At 50.4% G+C, this 15,847-nt stretch carries 13 protein-coding genes and 1 pseudogene; 7 read left to right on the top strand and 7 right to left on the bottom strand.

Features of this window, described 5'->3' with window-relative positions:
• Positions 1–68: 68 nt before the first annotated feature.
• Both dsbB and nhaB read right to left on the bottom strand, forming a co-directional pair.
• Positions 69–599: a disulfide bond formation protein DsbB gene (gene dsbB / locus A7Z06_RS07000; protein ID WP_000943446.1), complete on the bottom strand. Its 531-nt coding sequence runs from the start codon at positions 597–599 to the stop codon at positions 69–71.
• Between the two features lie 145 nt (positions 600–744).
• Positions 745–2,286, bottom strand: a complete 1,542-nt coding sequence (gene nhaB / locus A7Z06_RS06995; protein WP_000406374.1) for a Na(+)/H(+) antiporter NhaB — start codon at positions 2,284–2,286, stop codon at positions 745–747.
• A 221-nt stretch (positions 2,287–2,507) separates the two neighbouring features.
• Between nhaB and fadR the strand changes: the two genes are divergently transcribed.
• Positions 2,508–3,227: a fatty acid metabolism transcriptional regulator FadR gene (gene fadR / locus A7Z06_RS06990; RefSeq protein WP_010345037.1), complete on the top strand. Its 720-nt coding sequence runs from the start codon at positions 2,508–2,510 to the stop codon at positions 3,225–3,227.
• 144 nt (positions 3,228–3,371) lie between these two features.
• Here the strand turns inward: fadR and A7Z06_RS06985 are convergent, their stop codons facing one another.
• Positions 3,372–4,904, bottom strand: a complete 1,533-nt coding sequence (locus A7Z06_RS06985) for a SpoVR family protein (protein ID WP_000190825.1) — start codon at positions 4,902–4,904, stop codon at positions 3,372–3,374.
• A gap of 329 nt (positions 4,905–5,233) precedes the next feature.
• On the opposite strand from A7Z06_RS06985, the gene dadA reads away from it, so the two are divergent.
• From dadA to A7Z06_RS22410, 3 genes are read left to right on the top strand one after another with little or no spacing between them, the layout of a single operon-like run.
• Positions 5,234–6,532, top strand: a complete 1,299-nt coding sequence (gene dadA, locus A7Z06_RS06980; RefSeq protein WP_001266918.1) for a D-amino acid dehydrogenase — start codon at positions 5,234–5,236, stop codon at positions 6,530–6,532.
• 9 nt (positions 6,533–6,541) lie between these two features.
• Positions 6,542–7,612 carry a catabolic alanine racemase DadX gene (dadX, locus tag A7Z06_RS06975; protein ID WP_000197887.1) on the top strand — a complete coding sequence of 357 codons (1,071 nt, stop codon included), beginning with the start codon at positions 6,542–6,544 and terminating at the stop codon, positions 7,610–7,612.
• 1 nt (position 7,613) lies between these two features.
• Positions 7,614–7,799: a hypothetical protein gene (locus A7Z06_RS22410; protein ID WP_432758334.1), complete on the top strand. Its 186-nt coding sequence runs from the start codon at positions 7,614–7,616 to the stop codon at positions 7,797–7,799.
• On the opposite strand, the pseudogene A7Z06_RS06970 reads toward A7Z06_RS22410, so the two are convergent.
• Both A7Z06_RS06970 and ldcA read right to left on the bottom strand, forming a co-directional pair.
• Positions 7,737–9,407: pseudogene (locus tag A7Z06_RS06970) on the bottom strand (potassium/proton antiporter); the annotation flags it as partial. The gene A7Z06_RS22410 and the pseudogene A7Z06_RS06970 sit on opposite strands and share 63 nt — an antisense overlap.
• Positions 9,408–9,501: 94 nt before the next feature.
• The gene (gene ldcA / locus A7Z06_RS06965) at positions 9,502–10,416 is read right to left on the bottom strand and encodes a muramoyltetrapeptide carboxypeptidase (RefSeq protein WP_000284197.1); all 915 of its coding nucleotides are present in this window, start codon (positions 10,414–10,416) and stop codon (positions 9,502–9,504) included.
• 99 nt (positions 10,417–10,515) lie between these two features.
• Between ldcA and emtA the strand changes: the two genes are divergently transcribed.
• Positions 10,516–11,127 carry a membrane-bound lytic murein transglycosylase EmtA gene (gene emtA / locus A7Z06_RS06960; RefSeq protein WP_000776968.1) on the top strand — a complete coding sequence of 204 codons (612 nt, stop codon included), beginning with the start codon at positions 10,516–10,518 and terminating at the stop codon, positions 11,125–11,127.
• Position 11,128: 1 nt separating this feature from the next.
• Here emtA and ycgR read toward each other — a convergent pair whose 3' ends face one another.
• On the bottom strand, positions 11,129–11,863 hold the full coding sequence (gene ycgR / locus A7Z06_RS06955) for a flagellar brake protein YcgR (protein WP_000020172.1): 735 nt from the start codon (positions 11,861–11,863) through the stop codon (positions 11,129–11,131).
• Between the two features lie 200 nt (positions 11,864–12,063).
• On the opposite strand from ycgR, the gene A7Z06_RS06950 reads away from it, so the two are divergent.
• Entirely contained in the window at positions 12,064–12,318 is a 255-nt protein-coding gene (locus A7Z06_RS06950) for a GlsB/YeaQ/YmgE family stress response membrane protein (protein WP_000511315.1), read from the top strand.
• Between the two features lie 138 nt (positions 12,319–12,456).
• On the opposite strand, the gene A7Z06_RS06945 is transcribed toward A7Z06_RS06950, so the two are convergent.
• Positions 12,457–14,148, bottom strand: a complete 1,692-nt coding sequence (locus A7Z06_RS06945; RefSeq protein WP_000804564.1) for an alpha,alpha-trehalase — start codon at positions 14,146–14,148, stop codon at positions 12,457–12,459.
• Between the two features lie 330 nt (positions 14,149–14,478).
• Between A7Z06_RS06945 and A7Z06_RS06940 the strand changes: the two genes are divergently transcribed.
• A complete protein-coding gene (locus A7Z06_RS06940; protein ID WP_000072949.1) occupies positions 14,479–15,834 on the top strand; it encodes a glycoside-pentoside-hexuronide (GPH):cation symporter in 1,356 nt (451 codons plus the stop codon).
• Positions 15,835–15,847 lie beyond the last annotated feature (13 nt).

Genomic DNA, 15,847 nt, shown 5'->3' with positions numbered 1-15,847 from the left:
CCGCATCCAATATTAAGCTCTCGGCAAGGTGAAGCCAGACAGGCGCTCCCGCAGGAGCGCCGAATTGATTAGCGACCAAACAGGTCACGTTTTTTCGCTTTAAACGGCTGAGAGAGTACCACTAGCACTGCGACAATCAGGTAAGCAACAAAAATACCGAGCAGCCACTGCGGCATATCCAGGCCTAAAAAATCCCACTGACGCTCAGCGCAATCGCCAGAGGCGACAAACACTTGTGGCACCCATTTATCCAGCGGCAGCCAGTCCGGGAATCGAACCATGAAATCACAGGTCATAAATGGTGAAGGATAGAGCTGGAGCATGGTGTGCTCGTAAGTTAATTGCACGCCACGAAAAGCACTATACAGCCAGATGATCATCGCCACATAACGCAGCGGAGTTTTCGGGGCGATAGCGCCAATCAGCGCGGCGCCCAGAATGCCGAATAACGCACAGCGTTCATAAATACAGAGCACGCAAGGTTTAAGTAACATCACATGCTGGAACCACAGCGCCGTCAGTTCCAGAGCCAGAGCGGTAAACGCCATTAACAGCCACGCCCCCCGGCCTTGTGAACATTGGTTCAAAAATCGCAACATAATAATTTCCCTGCAATATGCATCGAATGCGCAGTTTAAACCAATTCATTCGTTGCGCCACCAGGAGGGAGTAAAAATAGGATGTAATTGAACAATTATCGGGCGGAAAGGCAAACCGGGCATAAATATGCCCGGTAAGTTGTTATCAAAGCGTTGCAATCCACCCCATTTGCATAAACCATTCAGTTACAGGAGCAAGCGTAAACTCTACGCAGAGTAATCCGACGAGGGTCAGTACGAGAGTGTAGGGCAGAGCCATCCACACCATGCGGCCATAAGAAAGACGTATTAATGGCGCGAGTGCTGAGGTCAACAGGAATAAGAACGCAGCCTGTCCGTTCGGCGTGGCGACGGAGGGCAGGTTGGTTCCGGTGTTAATGGCGACTGCCAGCAGTTCATATTGCTTCAGTGTAATCGCGCCGCTTTCCATTGCCGCTTTTGCTTCGTTGATATAAATCGTCCCTACAAAGACGTTATCCGAAATGGAAGACAGCAAACCGTTGAAGATATAGAACAGCGATAGCTGAGCGTGTTCTGATGCCTGCAATACAAACTGGATAATTGGGGAGAACAGTTGTTGGTCGATAATCACCGCCACTACCGAGAAAAAGACCGTCAACAGTGCGGTGAATGGCAGAGACTCGGTGAAGGCTTTGCCGATAGCATGTTCATCAGTTACACCGGTCAGTGATGTCGCCAGAATAATGACAGACAAACCAATCAAGCCGACCTCTGCCAGATGCAAAGCCAGCGCGGTGACCAGCCAGACGCCGATAATCGCCTGGACAATCAGACGAATTTTATCCTGACGTGTACGCTGGAGACGGCTTTGATCGTCAAACTGTTGCAGCACTTCGCGGACTTTCTCCGGCAGCGTTTCGCCGTAGCCAAACCAACGCAGCTTCTCCACCAGCAGGCAGGTTAACAGGCCGCAAATCAGGACAGGGACGGTCACCGGTGACATGCGCAGGAAGAAATCGCCAAAATGCCAGCCAGCAGCTTTGGCAATGATCAGGTTCTGTGGTTCGCCTACCATAGTCATCACGCCGCCTAATGCAGTGCCGACACCCGCATGCATCATCAGGCTACGCAGAAAGCCACGGAACTGCTCCAGAACCACTTTGTAATGCTTGTCGATATGGCTGTCGTCTTGCAGGTCGGTATCTTCGGTGCGGGAAGAAGCTACGCGGTGATAAATGCCATAAAAACCAACTGCAACACTGATCACTACGGCAACGACGGTTAAGGCATCGAGGAACGCAGAGAGAAACGCCGCCGCCATGCAAAAAGAGAGCGACAGCAGCATTTTGGAGCGAATGCTTAACAGTAAACGGGTAAATATGAACAGCAGAAGCTGTTTCATAAAATAGATGCCCGCCACCATAAACATCAGTAACAGCAAGACTTCAAGATTTGCCGCCACCTCTTCACGGACGTGTTCCGCACTGGTCATGCCGATGAAGACAGCTTCGATAGCCAACAGACCGCCGGGGAGCAGCGGATAGCATTTCAGAGCCATCGCCAGAGTGAAAATAAATTCCGCGACAAGCAGCCAGCCAGCAACAAAGGGGCTGATGAGGAAAATTAATGGGTTAACAATTAAGAAAATAATAAGGGCAAGTTTGTACCAGTCAGGTGACTGACCCAAAAAATTGCGCCATAACGCGCGGCCCCAGGAGATCTCCATGATGGTTTCCCTTACCTTACAAATAATAAATGATGTTTTTATGTTAGAACGCAAAGCTTAACGGTCAGGGGGGAGCGAGGCAAGTCTTGATAGTCAAGGGGAAAGAGATACAGAAAATGAAGCCTTGATCCCTTTTTTCTTCTTTTTGTCTGCTATCAGCGTTGTTAGCCCTCTGGTATGATGAGTCCAACTTTGTTTTGCTGTGTTATGGAAATCTCACTATGGTCATTAAGGCGCAAAGCCCGGCGGGTTTCGCGGAAGAGTACATTATTGAAAGTATCTGGAATAACCGCTTCCCACCCGGGACTATTTTGCCCGCAGAACGTGAACTTTCAGAATTAATTGGTGTAACGAGAACGACGTTACGCGAAGTGTTACAGCGCCTGGCGCGAGACGGCTGGCTGACCATTCAACACGGCAAACCGACGAAGGTGAATAATTTCTGGGAAACCTCCGGGTTGAATATTCTTGAGACGCTGGCGCGACTGGATCACGAAAGTGTGCCGCAACTCATAGATAATTTGCTGTCAGTGCGCACCAATATTTCGACCATTTTTATTCGCACCGCGTTTCGTCAGCATCCTGATAAAGCGCAGGAAGTGCTGGCAACGGCTAATGAAGTGGCCGATCACGCAGACGCCTTTGCTGATCTGGATTACAACATTTTTCGCGGTCTGGCGTTTGCCTCTGGTAACCCGATTTATGGTCTGATCCTTAACGGAATGAAAGGGTTGTATACGCGCATTGGTCGTCACTATTTCGCCAATCCGGAAGCGCGTAGTCTGGCGCTGGGCTTCTACCACAAGCTGTCTGCGTTGTGCAATGAAGGTGCTCACGATCAGGTTTACGAAATAGTACGCCGTTATGGGCATGAGAGTGGCGAGATTTGGCACCGGATGCAGAAAAACCTGCCGGGTGATTTAGCCATTCAGGGGCGTTAATCCATCCATACTGATGACTAACGCATAGTTGCCTGATGCGCTATGCTTATCTGGCCTATTGAATTTGTGATGCTTTGCAGGCGGATAAAGCGTGTACGCCGCATCCGGCAAAAATGACCCCTCCTCAAATGAGGAGGGGTTTTTTTATAGATTCCCCATTCTTGGCGGGCAGCGTTCCAGCAACTCGACGCTGCCGTCTTCGTTTTGCTGTTCCAGCATCACATCAAATCCCCACAGGCGATGTACATGCTTCAGCACTTCTTTACGCCCCCGATCCAGCGGTGCGCGGTTATGTGGAATGTAACGCAGCGTCAGCGAACGGTCGCCGCGCAAATCCACGTTCCAGATCTGAATATTCGGCTCCAGATTACTTAAGTTATATTGCGACGATAAACGGTTACGGATCTCCCGATAACCTTCCTCATTATGAATGGCGGAAATCTCCAGATAATTATGCCGATCGTCATCCAGCACGGTGAAGAAGCGAAAATCACGCATTACCTTCGGTGACAGGAACTGGCTGATAAAGCTCTCATCTTTGAAATCACGCATCGCGAAATGCAGCGTTTCCAGCCAGTCGGAACCGGCGATATCCGGGAACCAGTATTTGTCTTCTTCCGTTGGCGACTGACAAATCCGTTTAATATCCTGAAACATAGCAAATCCGAGGGCATACGGGTTAATTCCGCTGTACCACGGGCTGTTATAGGGCGGCTGGAAGACCACATTGGTGTGGCTATGCAAGAACTCCAGCATAAAACGTTCGGTCACTTTCCCTTCATCATACAGATGGTTAAGGATGGTGTAGTGCCAGAAGGTCGCCCAGCCTTCGTTCATCACCTGAGTCTGTTTTTGCGGATAAAAATACTGGCTCACTTTACGTACAATGCGCAGGATTTCACGCTGCCATGATTCCAGCAGCGGTGCATTTTTCTCCATAAAATAGAGCAGATTTTCTTGTGGCTCGGACGGATAGCGGCGCGCTTCGGCAACGGTTTTCTCTTCCTCGCGCTTAGGCAGCGTTCTCCAGAGCATATTGACCTGGCTCTGCAGATACTCTTCGCGACTTTTCTGCCGGGCTTTCTCCTCTTGCAGCGAGATTTTTTGTGGGCGTTTATAACGATCCACACCGTAGTTCATCAGCGCATGGCACGAATCCAACAGCTTTTCTACCTCATCAACGCCATAGCGTTCTTCGCACTCGGTAATGTATTTGCGGGCGAAAATCAGGTAATCGACAATCGAACTGGCATCGGTCCAGCTACGGAATAAGTAATTGTTTTTGAAGAAAGAGTTGTGGCCATAACAGGCGTGTGCCATCACCAGTGCCTGCATGGTAATGGTGTTCTCTTCCATCAGATAAGCGATACACGGATTAGAGTTAATGACGATTTCATAGGCCAGCCCTTGCTGACCGTGTTTATACAGACGCTCGGTTTCAATAAACTTTTTACCAAACGACCAATGCGGATAGTTAATTGGCATACCGACGCTGGAGTAGGCATCCATCATTTGCTCTGATGTAATTACTTCAATCTGGTGCGGGTAGGTATCCAGCCGGTAGAGTTTTGCCACCCGGTCTATCTCTGCCAAATAAATATCCAGCAGGTCGAATGTCCAGTCAGGTCCATCGCTCAAGCGTGTGGAGTCCTTATTCATAGAATCGATCGTCGCCATACGCGCACCTCATTGTTGTCGGCGCTCTCTGTGTGGAACACCTCATTTCAAGCATAGAACACCAGTTAAAAACCGCGTCGCTGGAGAATTTTTTTCTTTGCGATTTCTTATTATCGGAGTGCCAATAATTAGCTTTTGAACGGAATTTTCTGCTGGATATAAAGCGCGACCAGCAGGAGATACCAAAGACGCCATATTCCCGCAAAGTCAGGGAGATGTGAGCCAGCTCACCATAAAAAAGCCATATGTTGAATAATATTTTCATCTGGGTTATCAAGATGTAATTAGATTATTGTTCTTTTACTGTATCTACCGTTATCGGAGTGGCTATGCGAGTTGTCATACTGGGAAGTGGTGTGGTAGGCGTTGCCAGCGCCTGGTATTTAAATCAGGCAGGACACGAGGTCACCGTCATTGATCGGGAACCTGGGGCAGCACTTGAAACCAGCGCAGCAAATGCCGGGCAAATTTCTCCTGGATATGCCGCGCCGTGGGCGGCGCCAGGCGTGCCTTTAAAAGCGATTAAATGGATGTTCCAGCGACATGCGCCGCTGGCGGTTCGTCTCGATGGTACGCAATTCCAGTTGAAATGGATGTGGCAAATGTTACGTAACTGTGACACCAGCCACTATATGGAAAACAAAGGTCGGATGGTGCGCCTGGCGGAATACAGCCGTGATTGCCTGAAAACATTGCGCGCCGAAACCAATATTCAGTATGAAGGACGGCAGGGCGGGACGCTGCAACTGTTCCGCACTGAACAACAGTATGAAAACGCCACTCGCGATATCGCAGTGCTGGAAGATGCAGGCGTGCCATATAAGTTACTGGAATCCAGTCGCCTGGCGGAAGTTGAACCTGCGCTGGCGGAAGTTGCGCACAAACTGACTGGTGGCCTGCAACTACCCAATGACGAAACCGGTGACTGTCAGCTCTTTACCCAGAATCTGGCGAGCATGGCTGAACAGGCGGGGGTAAAATTCCGCTTTAATACACCAGTCGATCAGCTGCTTTGTGACGGCGAGCAGATTTATGGTGTGAAGTGTGGTGGTGAAGTAATTAAGGCCGATGCGTATGTTATGGCATTTGGCTCTTACTCGACGGCGATGCTCAAGGGCATTGTCGATATCCCGGTTTATCCGTTGAAAGGTTATTCTTTGACCATTCCGATTGCGCAGGAAGACGGTGCGCCGGTGTCCACCATTCTTGATGAAACCTACAAAATCGCCATTACCCGTTTCGATAACCGTATCCGCGTTGGCGGAATGGCGGAAATTGTTGGCTTTAACACCGAGCTGTTGCAACCGCGTCGTGAAACGCTGGAGATGGTGGTTCGCGACCTTTATCCGCGCGGCGGCCATGTTGAGCAGGCCACGTTCTGGACGGGGCTACGTCCGATGACGCCAGATGGCACGCCGGTTGTGGGGCGTACACGCTTCAAAAATTTGTGGCTGAATACCGGTCACGGTACGCTTGGCTGGACGATGGCTTGCGGTTCTGGTCAGTTGTTAAGCGATCTGCTTTCTGGCCGCACGCCAGCGATCCCGTATGAGGATCTAAGTGTAGCGCGCTACAGTCGTGGATTTACGCCATCACGTCCAGGCCATTTACATGGCGCGCACAGTTAAGGAATCGAGATGACTCGTCCGATACAGGCCAGCCTCGATCTGCAGGCATTAAAACAAAATCTGACCATTGTCCGTCAGGCCGCGCCGCACGCGCGCGTCTGGTCGGTGGTAAAAGCGAACGCTTACGGGCACGGTATCGAGCGTATCTGGAGCGCGCTCGGGGCGACCGATGGTTTTGCGTTACTTAATCTTGAAGAGGCCATTATCCTGCGCGAGCGCGGCTGGAAAGGGCCAATCCTGATGCTGGAGGGTTTTTTTCATGCTCAGGATCTGGAAATTTATGACCAGTACCGTCTGACCACCTGCGTGCACAGTAACTGGCAGCTCAAAGCACTGCAAAATGCGCGGCTAAAAGCGCCGCTGGATGTTTACCTTAAGGTGAACAGTGGAATGAATCGGTTGGGGTTCCAGCCCGATCGCGTGCTTACTGTCTGGCAGCAGCTGCGGGCGATGGCGAATGTTGGCGAAATGACTTTGATGTCGCATTTTGCCGATGCGGAGCATCCTGATGGGATTTCTGGCGCGATGGCGCGTATTGAGCAGGCAGCGGAAGGTCTGGAGTGTCGGCGCTCGTTGTCTAATTCGGCGGCAACCCTGTGGCATCCGGAAGCGCATTTTGACTGGGTTCGACCTGGCATTATTTTATATGGTGCTTCGCCGTCCGGTCAGTGGCGCGATATCGCCAATACCGGATTACGCCCGGTCATGACGTTAAGCAGTGAGATTATTGGTGTTCAGACGCTAAAAGCGGGCGAGCGTGTGGGCTATGGCGGTCGCTATACTGCGCGCGATGAGCAGCGAATCGGCATTGTCGCCGCCGGATACGCCGACGGCTATCCGCGTCATGCACCAACCGGAACACCTGTTTTAGTGGACGGGGTGCGCACCATGACGGTGGGGACAGTCTCGATGGATATGCTGGCGGTCGATTTGACGCCTTGCCCACAGGCGGGGATTGGTACGCCGGTTGAGCTGTGGGGCAAGGAGATCAAAATTGATGATGTCGCCGCCGCTGCCGGAACGGTGGGCTATGAGTTGATGTGCGCGCTGGCGCTACGTGTACCTGTTGTGACGGTGTAACTTGTGCAAGCCGGATAAGACGCACACGTCGTATCCGGCGATACAAACTCCATCAAATTTTAGATTCGGCTTCGTCCTCTGCCACCCGAACGCCGATCTTCAACACTGCATTATCTTCTTTCTCAGCCACCGTCCAGATCATTCCGGCAAACTCTACCTGGTCACCGACCACCGGTGCCGCGCCTAACAACTGCTGAACAATTTCACCCAGCGTTTGCTGTTTATCGCGATACTCCCGACCATCTTCCAGACCATAAATCAGCGCCACATCGGCATATTTCGCGCTGGCTTCGAGAATGAAGTCACCAAAGAAGCGTTGATCCAGCGCGACAGGCGGCGACTGGCTAAACAGTTTTCCGAGTGCCGGAAGATCGCGTTCCCGACCAATCACACATAATACGTCGCCTTCACGCAGTCGGGTGCTGCCGGTGGGGTGAAGCAACTGGTTATCACGAAACAGTGCCGCAATGCGCGTCTCTTTTGGCATATGCAGGTCGCGCAGCGCCGCGCCCACGCACCATTTATCGGCACTCAATTGGTAAACAAACTGCTCCCACGGATTTTCCGGATGAATATCCAGTCCAACGCGTGACACCGGACGTCCCACTGGCGGAACCACCACTTTAGCTTTTTTCGCTGCCCACGACAGCGATGTTCCCTGCAATAGCAGTGAAACCAGAACTACGAAGAAGGCGACATTAAAGAACAGACGCGCATTATCCAGCCCCGCCATCATCGGGAACACCGCCAGGATGATCGGCACTGCGCCGCGTAATCCAACCCAACTAATAAACACGCGCTCGCGCAGATTGAAGCCACGGAACGGTAGCAATCCGGCAAATACCGAAAGAGGACGGGCGAAGAATATCATCCATGCGGACAAAATGAGCGCCGGAATGGCAATAGGCAGCAGGTCGCTTGGGTTAACCAACAGTCCCAGCACCAGGAACATGGCGATTTGTGCCAGCCAGGCGAGGCCGTCGAAATTTTGCAGAATGCCGTAGCGGTTGCGAATCGGACGATTACCCAGCAGGAAACCGCACAGATAAACAGCCAGAATGCCGCTGCCTTCCAGCGCCGTGGTTAAAGCAAAAATCAAAATACCGCCGCTTAATGCCAGCAATGGATACAAGCCCGCAGGCAGGGCGATGCGGTTAATCATCTGCAGCAGTAAATAACCACCGCCAAGACCGATTACGATCCCCAGGCCAAATTGCTGCAGAATATCGACAACGAACATCCAGCTAATAGTGCTTTCATGCTGCTGGATCATCGCAATCAAGGTAATTGTCAGAAAGACCGCCATCGGATCATTGCTGCCGGACTCTATCTCCAGCGTCGAGCCAACACGTTCGTTAAGCCCTTTGCCGCCAAGCAGAGAAAAGACCGCTGCGGCGTCGGTAGAGCCGACAATTGCGCCGATTAATAAACCTTCAATCAAATCAAGATTAAACAGCCATGCCGCCATCATGCCGGTTAAACCGGAGGTGATAAGCACGCCCAGCGTCGCCAGTGAAAGAGCAGGTCCTAACGCCACGCGAAATGAACTGGCCTGGGTGCGCATTCCGCCATCGAGCAAAATAATCGCCAGTGCCAGGTTACTTACCATGTAGGCAAAAGGATAATTATCAAACGGAATGCCGCCGACACCATCGACCCCAGCCAGCATACCGATCGCCAGGAAAATAACCAGAATCGGAATGCCAAGGCGGGAAGAAAATGAACTAAGTAAAATACTACTGGTGACAAGGATGGAGCCTAAGATGAAAAGGCTAATAATTGTTGCGGCATCCAACGGTCGGTTACTCCTGATTACGCTGTCTCGTACTATAAACCTACCATATTCACGGCAGAAACAGCGTTTTACTTAGCCCGGAAGCGTGATTTTTTTACGCTTTAAGAACAGGATGACCGCTAATCGTCAATTGTGTACCGTTTTTGGCGTTTTTGAGGATAGCATGTGCGCCCAACGGGAGGGTAACTGTGCGTTGTTCATGACCAAAGTCGAGGCCGGTAATCAGCGGAATCGACAGGCGGGAACGCAAGAACGCGTACACCGACGCCAGGTTGTAACCCGCATCATAATCATTGGGCGTGCTGCCACTAAAGCTGCCGAGAATAATCGCCTTCTGGCGCTGTAAAATTCCAGCATGATAAAGCTGTAATAACATGCGTTCGACACGGAACGGATGTTCGTTGATGTCTTCCAGTACCAGAATACCGTTCTCAATTTGTGGCATCCACGGCGTACCGATAAGCGAAATCAGCATCGCGAGGTTGCCTCCCCACAGTGTTCCTTCTGTCTGACACGCCGGGCCTTCCCCTTGCCATTCAATGCTGAACGTTTCATTGCGTAACGCCAGCCAGAAGTGATGCTCGGTAAAGGCATTCAGCTCATCCGCGCCAAAATTTGCCACCAGCATCGGGCCGCTAAAGGTGATGACATTGCCTTGTGCCAGAAGACCGCACTGAATGGCCGTAAAATCGCTATGCCCGCAGATAAGCAACGGATCATTTTGTTGGCGAGCCACCAGAGCCTGCCAGTCAATATCCGCCAGTAAGCGACTGGCACCGTAACCGCCGCGTACTGCCAGCACGATGGTGTTGGGTGAGGTCAGTCTGGCAAGGGTATTGAGATCTTCCAGGCGCTCCGTTTCCGTACCAGCAAAACGCTCACAACGACGGGCGATAACCTCGACGTTATTGACCTGATGCCCCGCATCGGTAAGGCGCTGAATGCCGCGCTGTGCGGCGTGCTGATTAATGCAGTAACCCGACGGGGCAATTAAGTGAAACTGATACATGGCAATTCCTTGCTGACAACAGAAACGAAATGTATATCATGCCGCTTAGGTGTGCCGTTGTCACCTCAACGGCGATTCCAGGCGATAAGGATAGATGAAGTGAAATTGAGATGGTTTGCCTTTTTGATTGTGTTATTAGCGGGTTGTTCTTCAAAGCATGACTATACGAACCCGCCGTGGAATGCGAAAGTCCCGGTACAACGTGCGATGCAGTGGATGCCAATAAGCCAGAAAGCCGGAGCGGCCTGGGGTGTCGATCCGCAATTGATCACGGCGATTATCGCTATTGAATCAGGCGGTAACCCGAACGCGGTAAGTAAGTCGAATGCTATTGGTTTGATGCAGTTAAAAGCCTCAACCTCCGGACGTGATGTTTATCGACGCATGGGCTGGAAAGGTGAGCCGACGACCAGCGAACTGAAAAACCCGGAGCGCAATATCTCAATGGGGGCGGCTTACCTGAATATTCTGGAAACCGGCCCGCTGGCAGGCATTGAAGATCCGAAGGTCCTGCAATATGCGCTGGTGGTGTCATACGCTAACGGGGCTGGTGCGCTGCTACGGACTTTCTCATCAGATCGGAAAAAAGCGATCAGCAAAATCAATGATCTGGATGCTGATGAGTTCCTCGATCACGTAGCAAGAAATCATCCTGCACCGCAGGCACCACGCTATATCTACAAACTTGAGCAGGCGCTGGACGCGATGTAACTCAGTCGCGCACTTTGTCCGCTTTCTCCCGGGCTTCCCGTTCGAGTGAGAATATAATCCGCTGTAATTGCCGCTCCACCGTCGGGCTGACGTTAAGAAAACGAAAGCTCAGGCGGGGAGTGGAGATCGTTTCATTTCTGCTATCAATCACTTTGCGCTCGCTGATGGTCAGTAACTGGGCGTCAAAGTGAAAAACGCCCCATTGTCCCATGTTGACTTCAATCTGTGCGAAGCGCATACCTTCGTGCAACCCGCCAGGTTTTTCCGTTTCCAGTAATGCACCCATGCCACCTAGCGATAAGTCACTCAGGCGAAAACGTAACGTACTGTTATCCGCCAGTTTGGTCTGACAATAATAAGGCGGATGAAGTGGGGCGGAGATGCGGAAATATCTGCGTCGTTGCACAAACCATAATGCGGGCGGGGGAGTGGCGATAAACGCCGGAAGCTGCAAATATTCACTTTGCTGTAATTGCGCAAGGGTAAATTCGATTTTGGCGCCTTGCGTTTCGGCGGTAATAGTGATTTGACGCGCTTTAAGCACGGCATTGTTGTCTTCTTGCTGACTACCAAAATCCAGCACCAGTTTATCAGGGCTTATCGCCAGTATATTGCTGATCAGCTGACCATCTGACCAACTGATACGCAGTGGCACTGCGGCTTTATGTAAATCGCGTAAAACGCCCAGGACTGCTAACGGATTTTGTTTCAGGAACTGCTCATGGTAATGACTCACGCGGAAAAACTCCTGACCGACAAACTGTCTTTGGTTTATCGGTAGGGACTAACAAAACTTAATACAAATGCGTGAATTTTTTTTACAACTTACGACTAATTCAACCGACAGCCTCCCTCCATTGATCCTGTGCTTGCCTATACTTAGAGCGTTGACGTAAGCATTTCTTGCGTCCGATTCATCGAAACGAGGGCCTGAACATGGGAATTATTGCCTGGATTATTTTTGGCCTGATAGCCGGCATTATCGCCAAGCTGATCATGCCAGGGCGTGATGGTGGTGGATTTTTCCTGACCTGCATTCTCGGGATAGTCGGTGCGGTTGTCGGCGGCTGGCTGGCGACCATGTTTGGCATTGGCGGCTCCATCAGTGGTTTTAATTTACATAGCTTCCTGGTGGCGGTGGTCGGCGCTATCCTGGTGCTGGGGGTATTCCGCCTCCTGCGAAGAGAATAACGTAATCTTTCTGGCGGATAGCGGTGCAGGCATCGCTATCCGCTTTCAAATTATGTGTAAACCTCACGGTGTTTGAAAACCAGATAAAACGGCAACGTCATCCAGATAAGCAGAATGACGCTGTCGGGAGAAGAAAAATTAAGGTGTGGGTTCTGTGACTTTTGTTGGCTGCGTTGCGGAAGCACTGGTCGGGCGCGTTGCCGGAACGTTGTCACACGGTTTTTCTTTCGGGCAGATCAAATCCAACATTTTCAGCGTTACGCCGTTGGTCCAACCAAAACCATCCTGCAACGGATATTCGCCACCACCGCCACCTGTTCCGGTGGTGCTGACATCATATTTCTCCACCAGCTTTTTCTCCCGGTCATAGGTGTGCTGAACATTGGTCAGAAAGTGCCAGCTAATGTCCATCGCTACATCTTCCTGCCCGTAGTTTTGCAATCCTTCAGTAGCGACCCATTGTAACGGCGCCCAGCCATTTGGCGCGTCCCATTGCTGCCCACTTTTCACCGAGGTGGTGTTCAGTCCGCCAGGTTGCAGCAGATGCGTTCTGGTCGCCGTTGCCATTTTACTGGCGTGATCTTTCGCTGCTGCATTAACGTACAACGGGAACAGGGCGGCGGCAGTTAACTGATTACGTACTTTATTACTCTTCAGATCGTAATCGGCATACCAGCCGTGTTGATCGTTCCACAAGTATTTTTCGATCCCTTTCTGACGGGAATTTGCCAGCGTTTCGTATTGACTGGCCATCGCGTTATCCCCGGCGGCTTTACTGGCGCTGGCAAGGATTTTTTCCATTTTATACATCAGGCTATTGAGATCGACCGGTACGATGCTGGTGGTGCGTAATGTATTTAACTGCTGAGGATTGTCCATCCAGCGCGAGCTGAAATCCCAGCCAGATGCGGCGGCGGAACGCAGGTCACGGTAAATTTCAGTGGCAGGGCGATTTGGATTGCTTTTCGCGGTGGCAATATCCTCTACCCATGACTCCGGACGCGGTGTATCGCGGTCGTCCCAGTAGCGGTTAAGAATCGTGCCATCCTTGAGCTTTACAACGCGCTTTTCCTGTTGCCCGGCTTGCAGATTTTCAACGCCGTCCATCCAGTAAGCATATTCTTTTTGTAGTTGTGGCAGATACTGTTTCAACGCGGCGTCGCCTTCATGTTGCGCCAGTAACTCCACCATCAACGCAAAGAAAGGCGGCTGCGAACGGCTTAAATAGTAGCTGCGGTTCCCGTTGGGAATGTGTCCATAAGTATCTATTTCATAACCAAAATTCGCCACCATATCCGCCACTTTATCCCAGTGACCGCTTTCGCCAAGCCCCAGCATGGTGAAGTAACTGTCCCAGTAATACACTTCCCGAAAACGACCTCCCGGCACGACATAGGGTTTCGGCAATGGCAACAGAGAGTCCCATTTTTCGGTGCTTTCCGTTGTGCGGGTTAATACCGGCCAAAGTCCATCAATATGTTCACGCAGCGACTGTCCCTTCGGCGGGACATGCTTCTCGCCTTCTTTTGGCAGGGTGAAATTAACTTTCACGAAGTGACGCAAATCAAACCCGCTCTGGTTCTGTTGCATCCGATAGTCAGCGAGGATCATTAGCGGGTCGCTGTTGGGCACGGCGTCGGCAAAAGTTTTTTGATCAGGAAAAAGTTTGGCGTTTTGAACATCGTCAAACAACGGTCCCAACAAAATATCAGGTGATTGTGGTGTGACGGCGATTTCTTCCGCCTGTGCCGATAGCGTGGCAAAACACAATAAAACGGTGGTGGGAATTAACGCCATTCTTTGCAGGTGACGAGGGACACGTGGTTTCATCAATCATTCTCCTTTGGCGATACCGAACAAAACGGTAATCAAGTATCAGAAAACCTTAGTTCAGGATCGCGGCAACTGCATGATTGAAATCTCATTCTGCGAAGTGTCAGGCATTATGGACGGTGTAATTAACGGCCTAAATAGTGTTGCAATATATTCATAAAATATATGTTGTTTATTAAATGGGCAGTGACTTTTGTTGTGTGATCACAGAAGAAAAAAATCATAAGAATTTAATGAAAAAACATAATAGACCGACCAAAAACTTCCGTGAAGAATTGTGCCAGTGAAAGGTATTCCGTGAAGTAAATTTATAGATAAGGATAAAACATGTCTAATGTGGAAAAATTGCCAATAAAAGAAAAAATAGGCTATAGCCTGGGCGATGCCGCCAGCCATATCGTCTTTGATTCTTCTGTTGCCATCCTCGCTTATTTCTATACCGATATTTATGGTCTGCCGCCAGCCGTAATGGGAACCATGTTTTTACTGGTGCGTCTACTGGATGCAATTACCGATCCGATTATGGGGGCAATCGCCGATGCAACCTCATCTCGTTGGGGGCGTTTCCGTCCGTGGCTGTTGGCCATCTGTGTACCATTTGCGGTCAGTTGCGTGCTGGTTTACTCCATTCCTGATTTCTCTGATAGCGGTAAGGTTGTCTACGCGGTTGCTGCATATATATTTATGACATTAATGTATACGGCCATTAATATTCCTTACTGCTCATTGGGCGCGGCGTTGACATCCGATCCACGTGAAAACCTGTCATTGCAATCCTGGCGTTTTGCCATCACACCTATTGGCGGTGCGTTAGGTACAGCATTTATCCTGCCGGTCGCTGACTTCCTCTCGCCAGGCGATCGGGCTACTGGTATCCAGATTGCGATGGCGGTGTTTGGCGTTATTGGCTGCATTATGTTTTTAATCTGTTTCCTGACCACCAAAGAGCGGGTACAACCTATTCAGGAAGAAAATCTGAATATTGCGCGCGATTTGAAGATTCTTTTTAAGAATGATCAGTGGCGCATCCTCTCTGTTTATAATTTTATGATGCTGGTGGCGGTGGTTATCCGTGGCGGTGCTGTTGTTTATTATGTTAATACCGTTTTAAATAAAGGTTCAGATATTCTTACCTGGTTTATGCTCGGCGGAATGTTTGCTTCTATGTTAGGTTCTGTACTGGCGAAACCATTTGGTACTCGCTTTTGTAAAATTAAACTTTCATTCTGGGTTAATATTATTAATGCGGCGTTGGGCGTGCTCTGTTATTTCCTGCCGGTGGAATACTGGGTTATTCCATTACTGGCTCATCTGGCAATTCAGATTATTCAGGGCGGAAATGGCGCACTCCAGTGGTCGATGATTACCGATGCGAATAACTATGGTGAATGGAAAACGCGTCGTCGTATTACGGGGATGAACGTTGCTGCGAATATTTTTGTCATCAAACTGGGCGTTGCAGTAGGTGGGGCGGTGATTGGTTGGGTACTGGCTTATTATGGCTATGCAACCAGTAGCACAACTCAATCCGCTAATTCAGTACAGGGCGTAGTGTTACTGTTTACCCTCCTGCCGGCATTCTTCTACTTCCTGACTGCAATTTCTATTAAGTTTTATCTGTTGAATGAAGCGAAAATGAACAAAGTAGTACAGGATTTACAACATGGTCAGTACGCTGGCTAATAGCGTAAGGCTT

This window comes from Escherichia sp. MOD1-EC6819 (assembly GCF_002965765.1).
GTDB lineage: Bacteria > Pseudomonadota > Gammaproteobacteria > Enterobacterales > Enterobacteriaceae > Escherichia > Escherichia ruysiae.
The sequence above is the reverse complement of the archived record's forward strand: the minus strand, read 5'-3'. Positions and strand labels throughout refer to the sequence as shown.